Annotated in this window: 17 protein-coding genes; 6 read left to right on the top strand and 11 right to left on the bottom strand. The window is 68.1% G+C overall.

Features of this window, described 5'->3' with window-relative positions:
- Positions 1–109: 109 nt before the first annotated feature.
- Together ACAV_RS18750 and ACAV_RS18745 are read right to left on the bottom strand one after the other, a co-directional pair.
- Positions 110–607, bottom strand: coding sequence for a hemerythrin domain-containing protein (locus tag ACAV_RS18750; protein ID WP_013596153.1), 498 nt, complete (start codon positions 605–607; stop codon positions 110–112).
- Between the two features lie 188 nt (positions 608–795).
- Positions 796–4047: a beta-keto acid cleavage family enzyme gene (locus ACAV_RS18745; protein ID WP_013596152.1), complete on the bottom strand. Its 3252-nt coding sequence runs from the start codon at positions 4045–4047 to the stop codon at positions 796–798.
- A gap of 264 nt (positions 4048–4311) precedes the next feature.
- Here ACAV_RS18745 and ACAV_RS18740 point away from each other — a divergent pair, with 264 nt between their 5' ends.
- The gene (locus ACAV_RS18740) at positions 4312–5082 is read left to right on the top strand and encodes an SDR family oxidoreductase (protein ID WP_013596151.1); all 771 of its coding nucleotides are present in this window, start codon (positions 4312–4314) and stop codon (positions 5080–5082) included.
- Positions 5083–5135: 53 nt separating this feature from the next.
- On the opposite strand, the gene ftsY is transcribed toward ACAV_RS18740, so the two are convergent.
- On the bottom strand, positions 5136–6431 hold the full coding sequence (ftsY, locus tag ACAV_RS18735; protein WP_013596150.1) for a signal recognition particle-docking protein FtsY: 1296 nt from the start codon (positions 6429–6431) through the stop codon (positions 5136–5138).
- A gap of 29 nt (positions 6432–6460) precedes the next feature.
- Here ftsY and ACAV_RS18730 point away from each other — a divergent pair, with 29 nt between their 5' ends.
- The 4 genes from ACAV_RS18730 to coaD all read left to right on the top strand — a co-directional run bounded on the left by ACAV_RS18730 (position 6461) and on the right by coaD (position 10571).
- Entirely contained in the window at positions 6461–7915 is a 1455-nt protein-coding gene (locus ACAV_RS18730) for a M16 family metallopeptidase (protein WP_013596149.1), read from the top strand.
- 27 nt (positions 7916–7942) lie between these two features.
- Complete coding sequence (locus ACAV_RS18725; RefSeq protein WP_013596148.1) at positions 7943–9304, top strand: M16 family metallopeptidase; 1362 nt, start codon at positions 7943–7945, stop codon at positions 9302–9304.
- Positions 9301–9930 (top strand): 16S rRNA (guanine(966)-N(2))-methyltransferase RsmD, encoded by a 630-nt coding sequence (gene rsmD, locus ACAV_RS18720; protein ID WP_013596147.1) that lies wholly within the window; start codon positions 9301–9303, stop codon positions 9928–9930. Before ACAV_RS18725 ends, rsmD begins: the two co-directional genes overlap by 4 nt.
- Before the next feature lie 137 nt (positions 9931–10067).
- Positions 10068–10571, top strand: a complete 504-nt coding sequence (coaD, locus tag ACAV_RS18715; protein ID WP_013596146.1) for a pantetheine-phosphate adenylyltransferase — start codon at positions 10068–10070, stop codon at positions 10569–10571.
- Between the two features lie 24 nt (positions 10572–10595).
- On the opposite strand, the gene ACAV_RS18710 is transcribed toward coaD, so the two are convergent.
- The 6 genes from ACAV_RS18710 to ACAV_RS18685 all read right to left on the bottom strand — a co-directional run bounded on the left by ACAV_RS18710 (position 10596) and on the right by ACAV_RS18685 (position 15139).
- A complete protein-coding gene (locus tag ACAV_RS18710) occupies positions 10596–11669 on the bottom strand; it encodes a zinc-binding metallopeptidase family protein (protein ID WP_013596145.1) in 1074 nt (357 codons plus the stop codon).
- 172 nt (positions 11670–11841) lie between these two features.
- Complete coding sequence (locus tag ACAV_RS18705; protein ID WP_013596144.1) at positions 11842–12156, bottom strand: BON domain-containing protein; 315 nt, start codon at positions 12154–12156, stop codon at positions 11842–11844.
- A 111-nt stretch (positions 12157–12267) separates the two neighbouring features.
- Entirely contained in the window at positions 12268–12822 is a 555-nt protein-coding gene (locus tag ACAV_RS18700) for a ferritin-like domain-containing protein (protein WP_013596143.1), read from the bottom strand.
- A 98-nt stretch (positions 12823–12920) separates the two neighbouring features.
- Positions 12921–13316 (bottom strand): hypothetical protein, encoded by a 396-nt coding sequence (locus ACAV_RS18695; protein WP_013596142.1) that lies wholly within the window; start codon positions 13314–13316, stop codon positions 12921–12923.
- Between the two features lie 51 nt (positions 13317–13367).
- On the bottom strand, positions 13368–13532 hold the full coding sequence (locus ACAV_RS24225) for a DUF1328 domain-containing protein (protein WP_011796896.1): 165 nt from the start codon (positions 13530–13532) through the stop codon (positions 13368–13370).
- A 266-nt stretch (positions 13533–13798) separates the two neighbouring features.
- Entirely contained in the window at positions 13799–15139 is a 1341-nt protein-coding gene (locus tag ACAV_RS18685) for a sensor histidine kinase (RefSeq protein ID WP_013596141.1), read from the bottom strand.
- 145 nt (positions 15140–15284) lie between these two features.
- Between ACAV_RS18685 and ACAV_RS18680 the strand changes: the two genes are divergently transcribed.
- Complete coding sequence (locus ACAV_RS18680) at positions 15285–15917, top strand: response regulator (RefSeq protein ID WP_013596140.1); 633 nt, start codon at positions 15285–15287, stop codon at positions 15915–15917.
- Between the two features lie 303 nt (positions 15918–16220).
- On the opposite strand, the gene ACAV_RS18675 is transcribed toward ACAV_RS18680, so the two are convergent.
- On the bottom strand, positions 16221–16616 hold the full coding sequence (locus ACAV_RS18675) for a response regulator (RefSeq protein WP_013596139.1): 396 nt from the start codon (positions 16614–16616) through the stop codon (positions 16221–16223).
- A gap of 115 nt (positions 16617–16731) precedes the next feature.
- The gene (locus ACAV_RS18670; protein ID WP_013596138.1) at positions 16732–17517 is read right to left on the bottom strand and encodes a HesA/MoeB/ThiF family protein; all 786 of its coding nucleotides are present in this window, start codon (positions 17515–17517) and stop codon (positions 16732–16734) included.
- Positions 17518–17557: the final 40 nt, after the last annotated feature.

Here is a 17557-nt window from a genome sequence, read left to right as displayed (position 1 = left end):
CCGAAACCTTCCCTGGACGATCGGCACTGCCCCCGGTCCTCAAAGCAAATCGCCCGCCACCGGCTATCCGGTGGCGGGCGATTCGATGCGCTCCAGGGCGGGCGGCGCGTCAGGCCATGGCCTGCATCTCTTCCATCAGCTCCTCCTTGCGGGCCTGCAGCGTCTCGCGCATGGCCACCAGGTCGAGCTTGCGGGATGCGCGGGCCTTGACGAAGATTTCGTTGCGCTCTTCCTTGACGTGGTGGTCGATGTATTCGCCCAGGACGGTCACCTTGGCATCGAACTTGTCGTCCATGGCATCACCATCCTGGATCTGGGCGATGAGGTCCTTGGCGCTGGCGTGCTCGACCTCGGCCTCGTCGAGCAGGTCGGTCTCGCGCAGCGCTTCGCGCAGGGCCGGGTAGAAGATCTCCTCCTCGATCTGCGCGTGCACCGTCAGCTCCAGGCAGATCTGCTGCGCCAGTTCGCGCTTCTTGGCGATGGACGTCTTCGATTTGGAGCCTGCGAGTTCTTCGTACTCCTTGAACATCTTCTTCACCTTGCGATGGTCCGCATCCAGGAGGCTGCAGGCATCGGCAGGGGTCCGCTGGTTCGTCGTCGTGGGCATGGCGTTTTCCTCGTAAGGTGTTGGAAAGCCCATTGTCTTTTTGCCGTCACGCCTGGCCGTAGGAGCGGCGCCTGTGTATCCGTCTTCCCACGGCGCTGCGGGCCATGCGAATGGCTCCTGTCGAGCTGGTGCCGGATCGGCGCAGCATGGGCGGTGCCGCAGCGGCGCATCCGCGTGCGCACCTGGTTTCAGGGGCGATGCTGTCGCTGCTGCGGCTGGAGGGCTTCCGGTGGGGCCATGCGCCGCAGTGTCCCGTCGAAATGCGGTGCGTCGGAATTCCAGTGCAGTTGCCTGATCAGGTGGTGGATCTCGTCCGGAGCACCCTGCAGGTAGCGGCGGAGCGCGTGGCCGTCGTCCAGGCGGGCAGGGTCGTCCTGGAGGAACACCCCCATGCGCCTCAACAGGGTCTTGCCACCGGCGTTCTCGATGAGCTTCCAGTGCGTGGCCTCGTAGCGATATCCCGCAGCCCGGGCGGCGCGGGCCTGGGCCCTGCGGTGACTGTCGCCCAGGGCGTAGTCGGGCGTGGTGGTCCCCGCCATGCTGCGCACATCGTTGTAGGCCGTGATGTCCACGGTCGGGGTGCCTGGCAGGTCCGTGCGGATGTCCGCCGTCGAGGCGAACGACACCACGACGTTGCGGTGGAACAGGGTCTTCTGCTCCTGGGCGGAGTAGCCCAGCGCCTCCATGTCCTGGCGCATGGCGTTGTCCATCTGCTGCAGGGCCGCGATGCCGGAACTGTGGGCCAGGAATCGCAGGGGCGGCGTTCCCGCGACCGCCCGTGGATCGACGCGGCGGGCGGCGCTGCCGTCTTCGTGGAGTGGCAGGCCGGCGGCGCGCGCCACGGTGCCATCCATGCGGCGCATCAGGCGTTCGGGTTCCTGCACCAGCCGTGGAAGCAGGATGGCTTCGTAGAGCAGCCGCGAGGCGTGGCTGACGATGGCGGCATGCCGGTCGGTTCCCAGCAGGAACCGGTGGTGCAGCAGGCTGGCCTCGACCAGCGGCAGTCCGTCACGGTCCTGTCCGGTATGCACGAAGCCGATCACGTGCAGCGCCGCGGCATGGGACGGCACCACGCTCCGCAGGAACGAGAGAAAGGCCGCGGCGAGTTTCTTGGCCTGCCGGATGCCTTCCGCGTAGTGCGTGTCGGTGGTGCAGGGCAGCACGACCCACTGGCTCCTGCCGAGCTCGTCCTGCAGGTTGCGGAGATCGATGGTGTCCCCCGTATCGGCATGGAACGCCAGGATGCCTTGCGATTTGGGCTCGGCTTCACTGCGCGCGCGCAGGCCCCGGTATGCTTCTTCCATGCCCAGGAAGAGATTCGCCATGAAGGCGTTGTAGCCCGGCAGCCGGCGCAGCCCGAAGTGCTCCACCTCCATACGGTGCTGGCCGAGGCGGCAGGGCAGGGAGGCGATGTATTCGATGAACCGCAGGTCCCGCCCCTTCCTTTGCGACGGCGGGGCCAGGAAGCTGCCGGGAGCCACGCCTGCACGGGCAGCCAGCCGTTGCAGCGCTTCCTCGTAGAACGATGCGTCCTGCCCGGCTTCCAGCAGCAGTTCCCATGCATGGTTGAGCGGCTGGATCTCGTAGGGGTTGCGGAACGCGCGCGCGCCCTGCATGGGGTAGCGTTCCCGCTCCTCGATGAAATAGCGTACGTACAGGCCCGCCTGCCGGATGAGGTCGCGGGCGGTGGCCGCCGCGTTGGCGGGATCTCCGCGGCCGTGGCGCGACAGCTGCGCGCGCAGCCATTGCTCGCGGCGCTCGAACGCGGGTCGCAATGGCGCCAGGGCGTGCACCAGCGCTTCCATCGGACTCGCAGGCGCGGGGCCGCCGGCGCCAGCGAGGGATGCCGTGGCCTCCATGGCCGCCAGGAACAGTGTTTCCGCCGACGAGGGCATGCGCAGTGCCTGCCGGGTGGCCTCGGCGGAGAGCACGCGGCAGCCGAGCGCTTCCAGCTCTTCGCGGAGCCAGCGCACCTGCTCCGCGGTCCGTCCCTTGCGCAGGCCTCCCGGGACGTTCCGGTCCGGCACCGTCAGGCCATCTTCCAGGCCCACGCGCACACCGTCGAGCTGCAGGCGCACGGCCAGGCGGGGCAGCAGTTGCTGCATCGGGCCCGGCATCAGCACGGAGATCCGGGCCGTGGGAAGCCGGTGTCGTATCTGCTCCACCACCGGCGCCAGCGCGGCCGCGGCCATGTCCAGTGCACGGTCGATACCGGGGGCGTCACCGGCCTGCAGCAGCGCGAAGATGGCCTGGCGTTGCACGGCGGGGATGAGGGAGTCGTCCTCGAACGCCTCGCCGGCGCGGCGGTACTGGTCCACGCCGGCCACCAGCATCAGCAGGCACGGGCTTCCGGCTTCTTCCAGGCGCGGCCTGAAATCTTCCAGCGTGTTCTGCAGGATCGTGTGGTTGAAGACCTCGATCTCGGGGCGTATGCCATGCCTGCGCGCATGGTCCAGCTGCCGCTGCAGGAAGTCCGGGGTGTTGAGGTATCCCCCTCCGGACTGGAACAGCACTTCACCCGGGCTGAGCGAGGAGAGTTCCGGGGGCATGCCTTCGGGTTCGTAGGGCCTGAGGTGCTCGCGGCGGATGGTGCTGCCGGAGTCCCCGCCGCCCCGCACGCTGGTGGAGAGGTTGAGGATGGCCAGCGGAACCTGTGCGCGCAGGCGCGGGACGATGGCCTCGTAGTCGTCCGGGGCGATGCGGTTGGGTTGCGGGCCGGTGAGCAGCGACAGGGACGACCAGGGCAGCTTCCATGCCTGCCCGCCACGCTCGCGGGTGTGCAGGTGGAGGATGGCGGCGCCTTCCCGGACAGCCGCCACGCATTCGTCCACGATGGCGGCGGGCGCGACCGGCAGCCAGCAGGTGGCGCCCTTGCCGGACAGCGCGAAGCCCGTCCCGGCGTGGCACCAGCCGGCATCGGAGAGCCCGTCCACCACGCCGGTGCCGCAGGAATGGAGCAGGTGGACGAGGTCGGGCGGAATGTACGACTCCACCGCGCCGGCATGCGGCCACGCCAGCCCGCCATTTTCGTCGCTGGTCCAGCCCTGGCCCGTCAGGTGCACCACCAGCTCCCTCGAGGCTTTTTCGGAGCCGATCCTGGCGAACCATGCCGCATCCAGCTGCCGCAGGACCGGGCCGTCCGGGTGGTACTGGAAGACGCCATCCCGCGCGCGCAGGCCGGCCTCGCGGCGCCAGCGTTCGAGCCACTCCGCCGTGGGGGCGATGGCCCGGAGGAAATCCGCACCCATCGGAATCCGGGTGGATTCGCTCGCCAGCAGGCCACCCGGCGCCACGGGCTCCCATCCGTTGCGGCTCTCGAGTGCCGCTTCCAGGCCGCCGATATGCCGCACCAGTGCTGCGGAAAGGTATTTCGGCCCCAGCGGCTCGATGCTGCGCGGCACAGCGCCCACCGGGGCTGCGGTAATGAATATCTCGTGCACGGATCCCCGGCTCGTTGATTGCGAGGGCCGGATTATTCAACGGGGAGGATTGCCGGAAATGGACACTCGTCGGAACGAAGGTTCGAAATTTATTATGTTTCAGATAAATAGATTTTTCATAGCGATGTATTGCTCTGGCCGCTCAGGGTGAGCATATTGCGGGCGCCGGTGGAATCGGTACCTTTTGTCGATGGACATGGCGCCGCTCGGGGAGGGGGGATTATTTTTGCCGAACAGGGTTCGGCTTTTTCCGAAGGAGTTTCGATGCAACGTCTGCAAGGAAAAACCGTCCTGGTCACTGCGGCGGGCCAGGGTATAGGCAGGGCCAGCGCCCTGGCGATGGTCCGCGAGGGGGCCGAGGTCTGGGCCACGGACATCAATGACCAGGCGCTGTCCCAACTCGCGGCCGAAGCCGCGGCCGAGGGCTGCGCATCTCTGCGAACGGCCCGCCTGGACGTGCTGGACAGCGAGGCGGTCAACGCCTTCGCCCGGCACACGGGCCGGGTGGACGTGCTGTTCAACTGCGCGGGCTACGTGCACCAAGGCGACATCCTGGCGTGCGAGGAAGGGGAATGGGACTTCACTTTCGACCTGAATGTCAAGTCCATGTACCGCACCATCCGCGCCTACCTGCCATCCATGCTGGCAGGGGGCGGTGGCTGCATCATCAACATGGCCTCGGCGGCGTCCAGCGTGAAGGGTGTGCCCAACCGGTTCGCCTATGGCGCCTCCAAGGGCGCGGTGATCGGTCTGACGAAGCCGCTGGCGACCGACTATGTGCAGAAGGGGATCCGCTGCAACGCCATCTGCCCGGGCACCATCGAGTCACCCTCGCTGCGGGGGCGCATCCGGGAGCAGGCCGCGCGCTCCGGCGCCGGCGAGGCCGAAGTCCGGGCCGCCTTCGTGGCACGGCAGCCGACCGGCCGCGTGGGGCGCCCCGAGGAGGTGGCCGCGCTCGTGGTGTACCTGGCGAGCGACGAGTCGTCCTTCACTACCGGCGCCATCCACCTGATCGACGGCGGCTGGTCCAACTGACGAAGCTTCGCCGGGAATCTGCCCCAAGCTCCGTTTCCCGGGTGGACCCTGCCTCAAGCGAGCAGCGCCTGCGCGAACTCGCGGGCGCTGAAGGTTTCCAGGTCTTCCAGCTTTTCGCCGACGCCGATGAAATACACAGGTATGGGGCGCTCCTGCGCGATGGCTGCCAGCACGCCGCCCTTGGCCGTGCCGTCGAGCTTGGTGACGATGAGGCCGGTGAGCTGCAGTGCGTCGTCGAAGGCCCGCACCTGCGCGAGTGCGTTCTGGCCCGTGTTGCCGTCGATCACCAGCAGCACCTCGTGCGGCGCCGTGCCATCGGCCTTGGTGATGACGCGCTTGATCTTCTGCAGTTCCTGCATCAGGTGGAGCTGTGTCGGCAACCGGCCCGCCGTGTCCACCAGCACCACGTCCTTGCCGCGTGCCTTGCCGGCGCTCACGGCATCGAAGCTCACGGCGGCCGGATCGCCGCCCTCCTGGCTCACGATTTCCACGGTATTGCGGTCGGCCCACACGCCGAGCTGCTCGCGCGCGGCGGCCCGGAAGGTGTCGGCCGCCGCCAGCAGGACCGCGGCGCCTTCGGTGGCCAGGTGCCTGGTGAGCTTGCCGATGGAGGTGGTCTTGCCGGCACCGTTGACGCCCGCCACCATGATCACGGTGGGCGTGTGGCGTCCGATCTCGAGGGGCTTCTCGAGCGGGCGCAGCAGGTCCGCCAGGGCATCGGCAAGCAGTCCCTTGACCGCCGCGGGATCGGTGGCCCTCGCTTCCTTCACGCGCTGCCGGAGATCCTGCAGCAGGTGTTCGGTGGCCTTGACGCCCGTGTCCGCCATCAGCAGCGCCTCTTCGAGTTCATCGTAGAGCGCATCGCTGATCTGCGTGCCGGTGAAGACGGTGGCGATGCTGGTGCCCGTCTTGCGCAGCCCGTTCTTGAGCCGGTCCAGCCAGCCCTTGCGCTCCTGCCCGGCTTCCGGCAAGGGCTCGGATGCGGTGGCCGCCATTGCCGGCGGCGTGGTGGCGGGGAGGAGCTCTGGAGCCTGGGGGACAGGCAGCGGCGCCGCTGTCGGGCTTGGCACAGCCGGCATGGGAGCGGCCACAGGGCCCGGCTGTGGTGGAACCGGCGCTGTGGGATCCTGCGGAGCCGGGGGCCTGGCGAACGGATTGCGCAGCCAGCCGAAAGCGCCGGGGGCTCCAGAGGTGCCTGGCGCTTCGGCGGCTGCAGGTCCGGCCTCCGGCACGGCGGGCATGGAGACCGGCATGGCATCGGGCAGGGCCGGGGCAATGTCGGCCGGTACCGGGGACGGGGTCTCCGCAGCGGGAGCAGGGGTGGGCTTTTTCTTGAAAAAACTGAACATTGGCAGGTTCTTAGAATCGCACCCATTCTATGAAACGCGCACTTACCCTCCTGGGCCTGCTGGCCTGCGTTCACGCCGGGGCCCAGACCCCTGCCACCACCACGTCTTCTCCCTCGCCTGCGTCGGCGCAAGGTGCCCAGCCCGGGGCCCAGGTGCCCGGCGTGCGCCAGTACACGCTGCGCAACGGCATGCAGCTGTTCGTGCAGACCGACCGTCGTGCCCCCACCGCGGTGCACATGGTGTGGGTGCGGGTCGGATCGATGGACGAGGTGGACGGCACATCGGGCGTCGCCCATGCCCTGGAGCACATGATGTTCAAGGGCACGAAGACGGTGCCGCCAGGCCAGTTCTCGCGCCGCGTGGCCGCGCTGGGCGGGCAGGAAAACGCGTTCACCAACCGCGACTACACGGGTTACTACCAGCAGATTCCCGCGAAGCGCCTCGCGGAGGTCATGCGGCTGGAGTCCGACCGGTTCGCGCACAACCAATGGCCGGACGCGGAGTTCAAGAAGGAGATCGAGGTCATCAAGGAGGAGCGGCGCATGCGCACGGACGACCAGCCGCGCGCGGCCCTGATGGAGCAGCTCAACGCCGCGGTGTTCACCGCGTCTCCTTACCGCAGGCCGGTGGTCGGCTGGATGAGCGACCTCGATGCGATGACGCCGGATGATGTCCGCGCGTTCCACCGCCAGTGGTACGTGCCCGCGAACGCCGCCGTCGTGGTGGCCGGCGACGTGGACCCGGAAGCCGTCCGCAAGCTTGCCGATGACACCTATGGCCGCATTCCCGCGGCAGCGGTGCCGGTGCGCAAGCCGCGCACCGAGCCAGCGCAGCGCGGCCTGCGCCGCATCGATTTCAAGGCACCTGCGGAGCAGGCCTTCGTCGCGATGGCGTTCCGGGTACCGGGGCTGCAGCGGCTGGAGCAGCTCACCGATTCCGACCGCGATGCGCTGGCGCTGATGATGCTTTCGGGCGTGCTGAGCGGCTACGACGGCGCGCGGCTGGAACGCGCTCTCACGCAGGGCGCCGACAGGGTGGCCGACGGGGCGGACAGCGGTGCATCCGTCATGGGCCGGGGGCCGAGCCTGTTTCTGCTGAGCGGCATTCCCGCGGGCGGCAAGACGGCGCAGCAGGTCGAGGCCGCGCTGCGGGCCGAGGTTGCCCGTGTGGCGCGCGAGGGGGTGGGTGATGCCGAACTCTCGCGCGTGAAGACGCAGTGGGCGGCATCCACCATCTACGCGCGCGATTCGCTGCAGGCGCAGGCGAGCGACCTGGGAAGCAACTGGGTGCAGGGCCTTCCGCCCGATGCCGACGCGCGCCTGCTGGCGCTGCTGCGCGAGGTGACGCCGGCGCAGGTGCAAGCCGTGGCCGCCCGCTATTTCGGCGACGACCAGCTGACCGTGGCCACCCTGGTGCCACAGCCGGTCGCCCCCGGTTCCCGCCGCCCCGCCGCGCCCGCGAGCGCCGACGGCCGCATGCACTGACGCGCCGCCCGCCGGAAGGAATTTCCCATGATGCCCCTTGCAATCAAAAAAACCGCCCTCCGCGCAGCGTTCGCGGCCGCAGCAGGCCTGATGGCCGCACAGTCCGCCTGGGCGCTGCTGCCCATCCAGCATTGGACCGAACCCAGCGGCGCGCGTGTCTGGCTCGTCGAAAGCCCCGGCATCCCGATGGTGGATGTGCAGGTCGATTTCGATGCCGGAGCACGGCGCGATCCCGCCCCGCAGGCCGGCCTGGCGGCGGCCGCGGCCGCCATGTCGTCCAAGGGCGTGCGCGCCGACGGTGCCGAACCCGCGATGGACGAGAACGCCCTGGGCGAGGCCTGGGCCGATCTGGGCGCGAGCCTGCAGGCGTCCGCGGAGCGGGACGGCTTCAGCTACGGGCTGCGCTCGCTTAGCGATGCCGACCTGCTGGACCGCGCCGCCCGCCTGGCCGCGCGGCAGATCGCCCAGCCGGCCTTCGCGCAGGATATCTGGCAGCGCGAGCGCGCGAGGTGGAGCGCCTCGCTGAAGGAAGCGGAAACACGGCCCGGCACGGTGGCCGCCAGGGCTTTCTCGCAGGCCGTCTATGGATCCCATCCCTACGGCCAGCGCGCCACGCCGGAGACGCTGGCACGCATCGAAGTCGCGGACCTGCAGAACTTCCACGACCGCTACCTGCAGGCCTGCCGGGCTCGGGTGAGCATCGTGGGTGCGGTGAACCGGGAGCAGGCCCGAGCCCTGGCCCGGACGCTGCTCTCGCGCCTGCCGGCCTCGGACGCCTCGGGCTGCGCCGCATTGCCCCCGGTGCCGCCCGTGCAGCCGCTGGCCCAGGCGCAGGAGGAGCGCATTCCATTCGCCTCGGCCCAGGCGCACGTGCTGATCGGCCAGCCCAGTTTTCCGCGCAAGGATCCCGATTTCCTCGCGCTGCTCGTGGGCAACCACATCCTGGGCGGCGGCGGCTTCACGTCGCGGCTGACGGAGGAGGTGCGCGAAAAGCGCGGACTGAGCTACAGCGTGTACAGCCAGTTTTCCCCGGGGCTGGATGCCGGCCCCTTCGTCGTCGCGCTGCAGACGCGCCCGGACCAGGCGGAGCAGGCCGTTCAGGTGTCGCGCGACGTGCTCGCCCGCTTCGTTGCCGAAGGTCCCACGGCCACGGAATTGCGCGCCGCCAAGGACAATTTGATCGGTGGCTTCGCGCTGCGCATCGATAGCAACCGCAAGCTGCTCGGGAACGTCGTGAACATTGCCTGGAATGACCTGCCGCTCGACTATCTCGAGCACTGGACCGACCGGGTGGAAGCGTTGACCGCGGAGGGCATCCGCGCGGCGATGGCACGCAAGCTGCAGCCGGCGCGGATGGTGACCGTGGTGGTCGGCGGGAGCGCGCCATGAGCCCGGCGCCGCGCAAGCCTGCTGCGCCCCAGCGCCCCGCGGCGAGTTCGGCAGCCCGGCAGGGCGGGCATGCCGGTGCGGGCGAAGTGCGCATCATCGGCGGGCTCTGGAAGCGCACGCGGCTGCCGGTGCCGCCGCGCCCGGGGTTGCGGCCCACGCCGGACCGGGTGCGTGAAACCCTGTTCAACTGGCTGGGGCAGGACCTTGCGGGATGGCGCTGTATCGATGCCTTCGCCGGCACGGGCGCGCTCGGCCTGGAGGCTGCATCCCGCGGAGCGGTGGAAGTGCTGCTGGTGGAAAGCGATGCGGCACTGGCCGATCAGCTGCGGCGTTCCTGTGAAAAGCTGGGCGCCACGGCGGCGCGGGTGCAGCGGGGCGACGGCGTGGCCGTCCTGCGCCAGCGCGGGCCGGGCTCCGCGCATTTGGTGCTGCTCGATCCGCCTTTCGACGGCGGCCTGTTCGAAGCGGCCCTGGCGGCTGCCGCTCCGGTGCTTGCGGAGGATGGATTCATCTATCTCGAGGCGCCGCAGCCCTGGGACGATGCGGCGCTGGCACCCCTGGGCCTCGCCATCCATCGCCATCTGCGGGCGGGCGCGGTGCATGCCCACCTGATCCGCAAGCTCTAGCGCCGCCTCGCGCGGCAAGGCGCCATGCCATGGTCCATGGACCGGATGCGGCTTTTCGCGCCCGTCCGGCCTGGGGCGCAGGAGCGCCGCAATAATCCGCTCCACCGACTGCCTTCAATCCAGGAGATCCGCCCGCCATGGTCCAGAACGTCATCGCCGTCTATCCCGGCACTTTCGATCCCATCACGCTGGGCCACGAGGACGTGGTGCGCCGCGCCACGCAGCTGTTCGGCAGCGTGATCGTGGCGGTCGCCGCGGGCCACCACAAGAAAACGCTGTTCAGTCTGGAGGAGCGCATAGAGATGGTGCGCGAGGCGGTCCGGCCCTATCCCCAGGTGCAGGTGGAAAGCTTTTCCGGCCTGCTGCGCGACTTCGTGGTCGCGCGCGGCGGCAAGGCGATGGTGCGCGGCCTGCGTGCCGTCACCGACTTCGACTATGAATTCCAGCTCGCCGGCATGAACCGCAGCCTCATGCCCGAGGTCGAGACCGTCTTCCTCACCCCGAGCGACAAGTACCAGTTCATCAGCAGCACGTTCGTGCGCGAGATCGCCGTGCTCGGCGGCGAAGTGGACAAGTTCGTGTCTCCCGGGGTCTGCCAGCGGCTTACCGACAGGGTGCGGGCGATGTCCCCGGCGGGCTGATGCCCCTCCGGGCCCGCCCGGGCCTCACGGGTGAACGATGTCGTGCACGAAGCGCAATTTGGCCAGCGCCCCGGACGACAGGGCGAAGGGGTAGGCGTCCTGCTGGCCCAGGCTCCGGTTCAGGCTGTTGAGCAGCAGCGTCAGCGGCACCCATTCCTGCACCATGGCCTCGAAATCCGGCCGGTCCGTGGCGAACGGATTGCCCACGCGGTAGCTCTGCACCACGCCGCTTTCCGGGATTTCCAGGCCCGTGTGGTAGCTGGAGGCGGTCTCCAGCAGATCGACCATGTGCAGGTAGTGGGCCCAGGTTTCTGCCCAGTCTTCCCAGGGGTGGGCGGTGGCATAGGCGCTCACGTGGCGCTCGCGCCATCCGCCCAGGTGCGGGCTGCTGGCGTAGTAGGCCTGCAGGGCCTGGGCGTAGTCCTGGCGTTCGTCGCCGAAGACCGAGCGAAACTCCTCCAGCCGGCCCGATTCCAGCAGCAGGTGGTCCCAGTAGAAATGGCCCGATTCGTGCCGCAGGTGGCCGAGCAGGGTGCGGTAGGGTTCGTGCAGGGCGAGCCGCCGCCGGGCGCGTTCGTCGTCGTCCGCTTCGGCCACGTTGAGCGTGATGGTTCCGGCTGCATGCCCCGTCATCACGGGATGGCCGGGCTGGTCCGCCAGGAATTCGAAGACCGGGCTGGCACCGTCGGGCGCGGGTTGCAGGCCCAGGCGTGCGAGGGTGTAGTAGAGCTGCCGCTTGGCATGCTCGATCTGCTTCCAGCGGCGCAGGTTGGCAGGTTCCGAGAGGTCGGGAAGGATGCGTGTCTGGCGGCACGACCTGCACAACTGCTGCGGATCATCGGCGGACACCGCGAAGTTGCACGCGGCGTGCGCGACCCGGTTGTGGCACATCCGGTACAGCGGCGAGGCGCTGCCCTGGCGGCGCGACGGCACCCGCTGCCACAGATCGGTATCACCCTGCAGGCCCGGCACCGCAGGCACCAGAGCCGCCATGGTGAGCTGGTCAGGCAGGAAGGCCAGCTTCGCGCCGCAGTGCAGGCACTGGACGCTGTCGAAGAAAACGAGATGACCGCACTGGTCGCAATTGAAAACCTGCATGGTTGCGAAGCATAGGGCCTGTGCGGTCCGTCTTCGGATGGACGGGCCGATGGCGGCCACTTGCGGCGAGCAGTGGGCTCTGCCGTTGGAGACTGCAAAAGAAAAACAGGCTCCATGGGGAGCCTGCTGTGGCAAGGGAGGGCCGGGCGGTCGGGCCGCCGGCCCGCGTGCATCAGGGACGCACGACGATGCTGTTGCGCACTTCGCGCACGTGCTTGGTGTTGCGGGCGATGGCTTCCGCACGATCCTTCTCGGCCTGCGACTTGGCGAAGCCGGACAGCTGCACCGTGCCGTTCAGCGTCTCCACGCTGATGGACGTGGCGGACACCGACTTGTCTTCGGCCATCTTGGCCTTCACGGCGGTGGTGATGCCGGCGTCATCCACGTAGGAGCCCACGGTCTGCTGGTCACGTGCCACCGAGCATCCGGTGGTGACGATGGTGGCGCCAGCGAGGGCTGCAAAGGCGAGTGCACGAGCGTACTTCATGGTTATTTCCTTGGTTTGGTTGAGAGAACACGGGTGCGGGGACATCCTTCAGTCCGCCGGCCTTCTGCACCCTCCTTGCCGGTGGACTGCCTGCGAGGGCCGGCTGCGCCTTCAGCGGTGCAGCCAATCCTTGAGTTCGTCGGCATGCTCTTCCTCGTCGGCGAGGATGCCTTCCAGCATGCGGCGCGTGGTGGGGTCCTTGTCGCCGATCAGGGTGATCATCTGCCGGTAGGCCTCGACAGCGATGCGTTCGGCCACCAGGTTGGCGCGCACCATCGCCTTGAGGTCCGACGACTCGTCGTACTGCGCGTGGCTGCGTTCTTCCAGCGTGCGGGGGCGGAAGTCCGGCTCGCCGCCCAGTTGCACGATGCGCTGGGCGATGAGGTCGGCGTGGGCCGCTTCCTCGTTCGCATGGACCAGGAATTCCGCGGCGATCGCGGGAGACTCCAGACCGTCGGCCGTGAAGTAGTGGCGCTTGTAGCGCAGCACGCACACGAGTTCGGTCGCCAGTGCATCGTTCAGCAGCTTCACGATGGCGTCGCGGTGCGGGCCGTACGCAGGCGTGACGGCGCCTTCGTCGAGATCCTGGGTGGCCGCGTACTGGAGGGCTTTCTCGTCCAGGGTGAGCGATGCAGTTGCCGTGGGTGTGGAGTTCGGGGTGGTCATGGAGCGCCCGTGGAATGTTGTTGTGGATATGGGGCGGGCCGGTGGTGGAGGGCTGCTGGAGGCTTCCGTTCCCGGTCCCGCGTACTCAAGTCAGGAGATCAGTAGTCGCGGCCCCGGGGGCGGCGTGCCAGCATGCACAGCGTGGCCACGAAGGCGCCGGCGGCTGCCGCGATGGCCAGCGACTTGCCGGGCTGCTCCGAGACGTAGCGGGCGGTGGCGTCGGCGGCCTGGTTGAATTGCCGGCGGGCGCGCTCGCCGGTGTCGGCGCAGTAGGCGATGCCGCGGGAGGCGAGGTCCTGGGCGCGTGCAGCCAGGTCGTCGATCAGGGGATCCACGTCGCTCTGCAGTTCCCGCACCTTGCGTTCGGCCTTGTCCAGGGTCTTGTTCGCCGCGCTGCGGGTGGTGCGAACGGCGTCCTGGGCGTTGTCCAGCATGTCTTCGGCCACGTCGTGCGCGGTGTCTGCAGCCTTGTCGGCGAGTTTCTGTGCTTCCATGGTTTCTGTTCCTCAGGTAGTCGGGTCGTCAGGGCAGGCAGGTCGGTTCGTTCAACCGCGCTTGAGCAGGCTCAGCACGAAGGTGACGACGGCCATGATCACGAACACGAAGAACAGGATCTTGGCGATGCCGACGGCGCCCGCTGCGATCCCACCAAAGCCGAAGAGTGCGGCGATCAGTGCGATCACCAGAAAAACGACTGCGTAATGCAACATATCTTTCTCCTCTTGGACCGGAGGGCCGGTCGGTGGTTGGTCGATGGCGCTGTCGCGTTGGCGCCTGGGATCCAATGTAGATTTGGGGGCGCGCACAGGCTGCCGGCCCCCGGCGCGCAGCGCTGTAGGACGCGGCCGACCACCGCCGCGGCAAGTGCGCAGCGCTGGAAAACGGGGGGAAAAGTCCACACCGAAAGCCGCCGGAAACGGCGCAGCGAGGTGCGTGGAAGCGACTGCAGCGGGCGCGTGGCGTCGCCCCGGGGCGTTCAGTGCACGACGGGCAGCACGGCAGACACGAGCGTGCCTTCGTTGGCCTCGGAGGTGACCGTCAGGCGCCCGCCGGCGGCCTCGACGCGATGGCGCATGCCCATGAGCCCGTGTGCGGAGGTCTGCACCTTGCTGGTGTCGAAGCCCGAGCCGTTGTCGCGGATCTGCACCGCCACGTGGGTGGGATAGTTGTGCACGGCCACCAGCACCTTGGTGGCATTGGCGTACTTGCCGATGTTGGTCAGCGACTCCTGAACCATGCGGTAGATCGTGAGTTGCACGGCCTCCGGCAGCTCCACCGATTCGAGATTGAGCTCCACGTCCACGCTGCTGCGCTGCTCGAACTCGCGCGCGAGGATCTCCAGCGAGGCGGTCAGGCCCAGGTTGAAGAGGGACGAAGGCCGGAGGTCCTCGATGATCCTGCGCTTGAGCGCGATGCCGCTGTTCAGGGTTTCGGTGAGGTGCTTGAGCCGCTCGGCGATCTCGGGCGACTGCGCGTCGATCTTCGACTTCAGCCGCGCGACGTCGAGCTTGGCTGCGGTGAGCAGTGCCCCCAGTTCGTCGTGCAGTTCGCGGGCCAGGTGGCCCCGCTCGTCCTCGCGCACCTGCTGCAGGTGGTTCGCCAGTTCGGTCAGCGACGCGGTGCGTTCGCGCACCAGCAATTCCAGCCGGTCGCGTTCGCGCTGCAGGGCTTCCTGTTCCCGTTCCTGGGCGGTCTGCAGGGCGCTGGCCTGGCGCAGGTACATGTAGAACGCGAGCAGGCCGATGGCCACGACGGTCGCGATGCCGATGCGCGAAAGGGTGAGGGAGTGGAGGATCTCGTCGGTGTGGTGCGTGGAGCGGTCCGCGCTGCGCTGCGCGAGGCGGCCGGACAGCGTGCGGATGGCATCCATGTTCTCCTTGCCGACATCGGTGGAGAGGACGAACTTCCAGGCGTCGTCGTTGTTCTGGCGGCGCAGGCGCAGGCTCAGGTCCAGCTCGGACATCTTGCGGGAGATCTGTCGGGAGAGCTGGGTGAAGTCTTCCTGGTCTTCCGGAGAGGAGCGGTAGATGGCCCGCAGTTCTTCCAGGTTGGCATCGATGGTGGATGCCGCCTTCTGGTAGGGCTGGAGGTAGCGGTCGTCGCCCGTGAGCAGGTAGCCGCGCAGGCCGGTTTCCGCGTCCAGCATGTTCTGCATCATGCGGTTGAGCGCGGCGCGGGTCGTGTAGGTGCTCGACAGCGCGCGCACGGCCTCGTTGGACCGCGCGTATCCGGCCTCATTGATGCCAACCAACGCAGCGGCTGCCAGCAGCGCCAGGGGCAGGCTGACAGCCATCTTGCGAAAATTGGACCAGCGCATATGTATGTTTCTCCGGTAGGGATGGGGGTGAATTCTGGATAATGTCACCAGCCCGCAGCAATCGCCGCAGGCACGCTCCCGCAACGGTGGATGGGCCACCTGACCAATGATGGGCAGCCCAGCTGCCTCTTGAAAGAAACTCTCAATGATCAAGATCGGCATTGTGGATGACCATGCGATTGTCCGCTCGGGATTGCGACAATTTCTGTCAGAACATGTAGACCTTCGCGTAGTCGGCGAGGCCTCGAACGGCCGCGAGGCCATCGACCTCGTGCGCAACCACGAGATCGACGTGCTGCTGATGGACCTGTCGATGCCCGGCCAGAGCGGCCTCGATGCGCTGGCCATGCTGCGCGCGAAGGCGCCGGACATGGGCATCCTCATCCTGAGCGGGTACCCCGAGGAACACTACGCGATCAACCTCATCCGCCAGGGTGCCAGCGGCTACCTGAACAAGGAATGCGACCCCAAGGAGATCGTGGAAGCCATCCGCACCATCTCGCTGGGCCGCCGCTACCTCACGCCCGCCGTCGCGGACCTGCTCGCGCAGCAGCTCAATCGCAAGGACGACGCGCCTCCGCACGAGCAGCTGTCCGAGCGCGAGTTCCAGGTGTTCCTGAAGCTGGCCAAGGGCGAGACTGCGGGCGACATCGCCAAGTCCCTGTCCCTGAGCGTCAAGACCGTGAGCACCTACCGCACGCGCCTGATGGAGAAGATGGCGCTGTCGTCCAACAGCGACCTGACCTACTACGCGCTGAAGAACAAGCTCATCGATTGATCGCTGGATTGTTTGCGGCAGGGCATCGCGCCCTGGCGCGACGTGCGGCCAGATCTTCGTCGGACCTGTTCGTCATGCCGCCTCGTCTGGCCTGCGGTCTAGCCAAAGGACGCTGGCACATGCCGTGTCGCGGCATATGTGGATCGCACGTTGCCGCGCGTCCAGGACCCCGGAGGGATGGATTCCTTCCGGGGTTTTGTGCTTCATGGGATGGGACGCTGCACCGTGCGGCTGCACGCATGCGGGCCTGCGGCAACGGAGGCCGCAGGAAGATCCGCCGTGGCGGGGAAAACGATTGCGCTGTCAGGCGTTGCTGGCGGACTTGCGCAGCGTGCTGTGTTCCACGCAGTACTCCACGAGGGCGTCTATCTCGTTGGATTTGTCGAAGACGGCGTCCACGCCGAGCTGGGCGCAGCGCACGCGAACATCGGGGGTGGCGTAGTTGCTCAGGACGACCATCTTCTGGCGTGCCGTGCGGTCGCGGCAGGCAGCGAGGATGCCCAGGCCACTGCCTTGCCTGAGGAAAAGATCCACGATGGCCAGGTCCCATTGTTCGGGGTTCGCGGCCAGCCACTCCTTGCCTTCGTCTTCGGTTTCGGCGACACCCACGGCTTCGACTTCCGCCAGCTCCTCCAGCGTGCCGATCAGGTTCTCCCGGATCGTGGCGTTGTCTTCGACGATATAGGTGCGCAGTTTCACTGTGAGGCCGGTGCCGCTGAAGGCGTCGGATGGGAGGGGTTGATCACGGCTCTACTTTATAGGGAGAGAGCCGGCATTCTGCCAGCAGCAGGGTGTTACCCCGGTAGGATTTCTCCTACCGAAGCACTTCGCCGCTGGCACCCTTTTTTGCGTGCCGTGTTCCGCACACGCTGCAGGCCGGGTCGCGGCCGGCGCGCATGGAGGTCCACTCCATGGAGAGGCCGTCCAGCATGAGCAGGCGCCCTGCGAGCGATCGTCCTGCCCCGCAGAGCAGCTTGAGCGCCTCGGCCGCCTGCATGGCGCCGATGATGCCGACCATCGGTGCGAACACGCCCATCGTGGAGCACAGCACTTCCTCGAACGCCGCCTCCGGAGGAAAGAGGCAGGCATAGCAGGGTGCATCCGACGCGCGCGGGTCGATCACGGTGATCTGTCCGTCGAAACGGATCGCCGCGCCGGCCACCAGGGGCACGCGGTGGCGCACGCAGGCGGCGTTGACGGCCTGCCGTGTCGCGTAGTTGTCGCTGCAGTCCAGCACCACGTCCGCGAGCGGCACGTGGGCGTCGAGCCAGGCCGGATCCACGCGCAGGGGCAGGGCCTCGACCTGCACGCCGGGGTTGATGGCCTGCACGGCCTGCGCTGCCGAAGCCACCTTGGACTGGCCGACGCGCTGCGTGGTGTGGGCGATCTGCCGCTGCAGGTTGGTCAGGTCCACGGTGTCGGCATCGACCAGGGTCAGGCGGCCCACGCCTGCCGAAGCGAGGAACAGGGCTGCAGGCGATCCCAGGCCGCCGGCACCGATGACCAGCGCGTGGGCGGCGAGCAGCCGTTCCTGGCCTTCGATGCCGATTTCTTCGAGCAGGATGTGGCGGGAGTAACGCAGGAGCTGGTCGTCGTTCATGGATGGGGCGTGGTGCGGGCGGGAGCGATGGGGGGCACGA

The sequence above is a fragment of the Paracidovorax avenae ATCC 19860 genome (assembly GCF_000176855.2).
Classification (GTDB): domain Bacteria; phylum Pseudomonadota; class Gammaproteobacteria; order Burkholderiales; family Burkholderiaceae_C; genus Paracidovorax; species Paracidovorax avenae.
This window is presented reverse-complemented; position numbering and strand designations above follow the sequence as displayed.

Bases quoted from the DNA above. Each gene is read 5' to 3' on its own strand.
- ACAV_RS18750 (WP_013596153.1), bottom strand. From the start codon at position 607: ATGCCCACGACGACGAACCAGCGGACCCCTGCCGATGCCTGCAGCCTC.
- ACAV_RS18740 (WP_013596151.1), top strand. From the start codon at position 4,312: ATGCAACGTCTGCAAGGAAAAACCGTCCTGGTCACTGCGGCGGGCCAG.
- ftsY (WP_013596150.1), bottom strand. From the start codon at position 6,431: ATGTTCAGTTTTTTCAAGAAAAAGCCCACCCCTGCTCCCGCTGCGGAG.
- ACAV_RS18730 (WP_013596149.1), top strand. From the start codon at position 6,461: ATGAAACGCGCACTTACCCTCCTGGGCCTGCTGGCCTGCGTTCACGCC.
- ACAV_RS18725 (WP_013596148.1), top strand. From the start codon at position 7,943: ATGATGCCCCTTGCAATCAAAAAAACCGCCCTCCGCGCAGCGTTCGCG.
- rsmD (WP_013596147.1), top strand. From the start codon at position 9,301: ATGAGCCCGGCGCCGCGCAAGCCTGCTGCGCCCCAGCGCCCCGCGGCG.
- coaD (WP_013596146.1), top strand. From the start codon at position 10,068: ATGGTCCAGAACGTCATCGCCGTCTATCCCGGCACTTTCGATCCCATC.
- ACAV_RS18710 (WP_013596145.1), bottom strand. From the start codon at position 11,669: ATGCAGGTTTTCAATTGCGACCAGTGCGGTCATCTCGTTTTCTTCGAC.
- ACAV_RS18705 (WP_013596144.1), bottom strand. From the start codon at position 12,156: ATGAAGTACGCTCGTGCACTCGCCTTTGCAGCCCTCGCTGGCGCCACC.
- ACAV_RS18700 (WP_013596143.1), bottom strand. From the start codon at position 12,822: ATGACCACCCCGAACTCCACACCCACGGCAACTGCATCGCTCACCCTG.
- ACAV_RS18695 (WP_013596142.1), bottom strand. From the start codon at position 13,316: ATGGAAGCACAGAAACTCGCCGACAAGGCTGCAGACACCGCGCACGAC.
- ACAV_RS24225 (WP_011796896.1), bottom strand. From the start codon at position 13,532: ATGTTGCATTACGCAGTCGTTTTTCTGGTGATCGCACTGATCGCCGCA.
- ACAV_RS18685 (WP_013596141.1), bottom strand. From the start codon at position 15,139: ATGCGCTGGTCCAATTTTCGCAAGATGGCTGTCAGCCTGCCCCTGGCG.
- ACAV_RS18680 (WP_013596140.1), top strand. From the start codon at position 15,285: ATGATCAAGATCGGCATTGTGGATGACCATGCGATTGTCCGCTCGGGA.
- ACAV_RS18670 (WP_013596138.1), bottom strand. From the start codon at position 17,517: ATGAACGACGACCAGCTCCTGCGTTACTCCCGCCACATCCTGCTCGAA.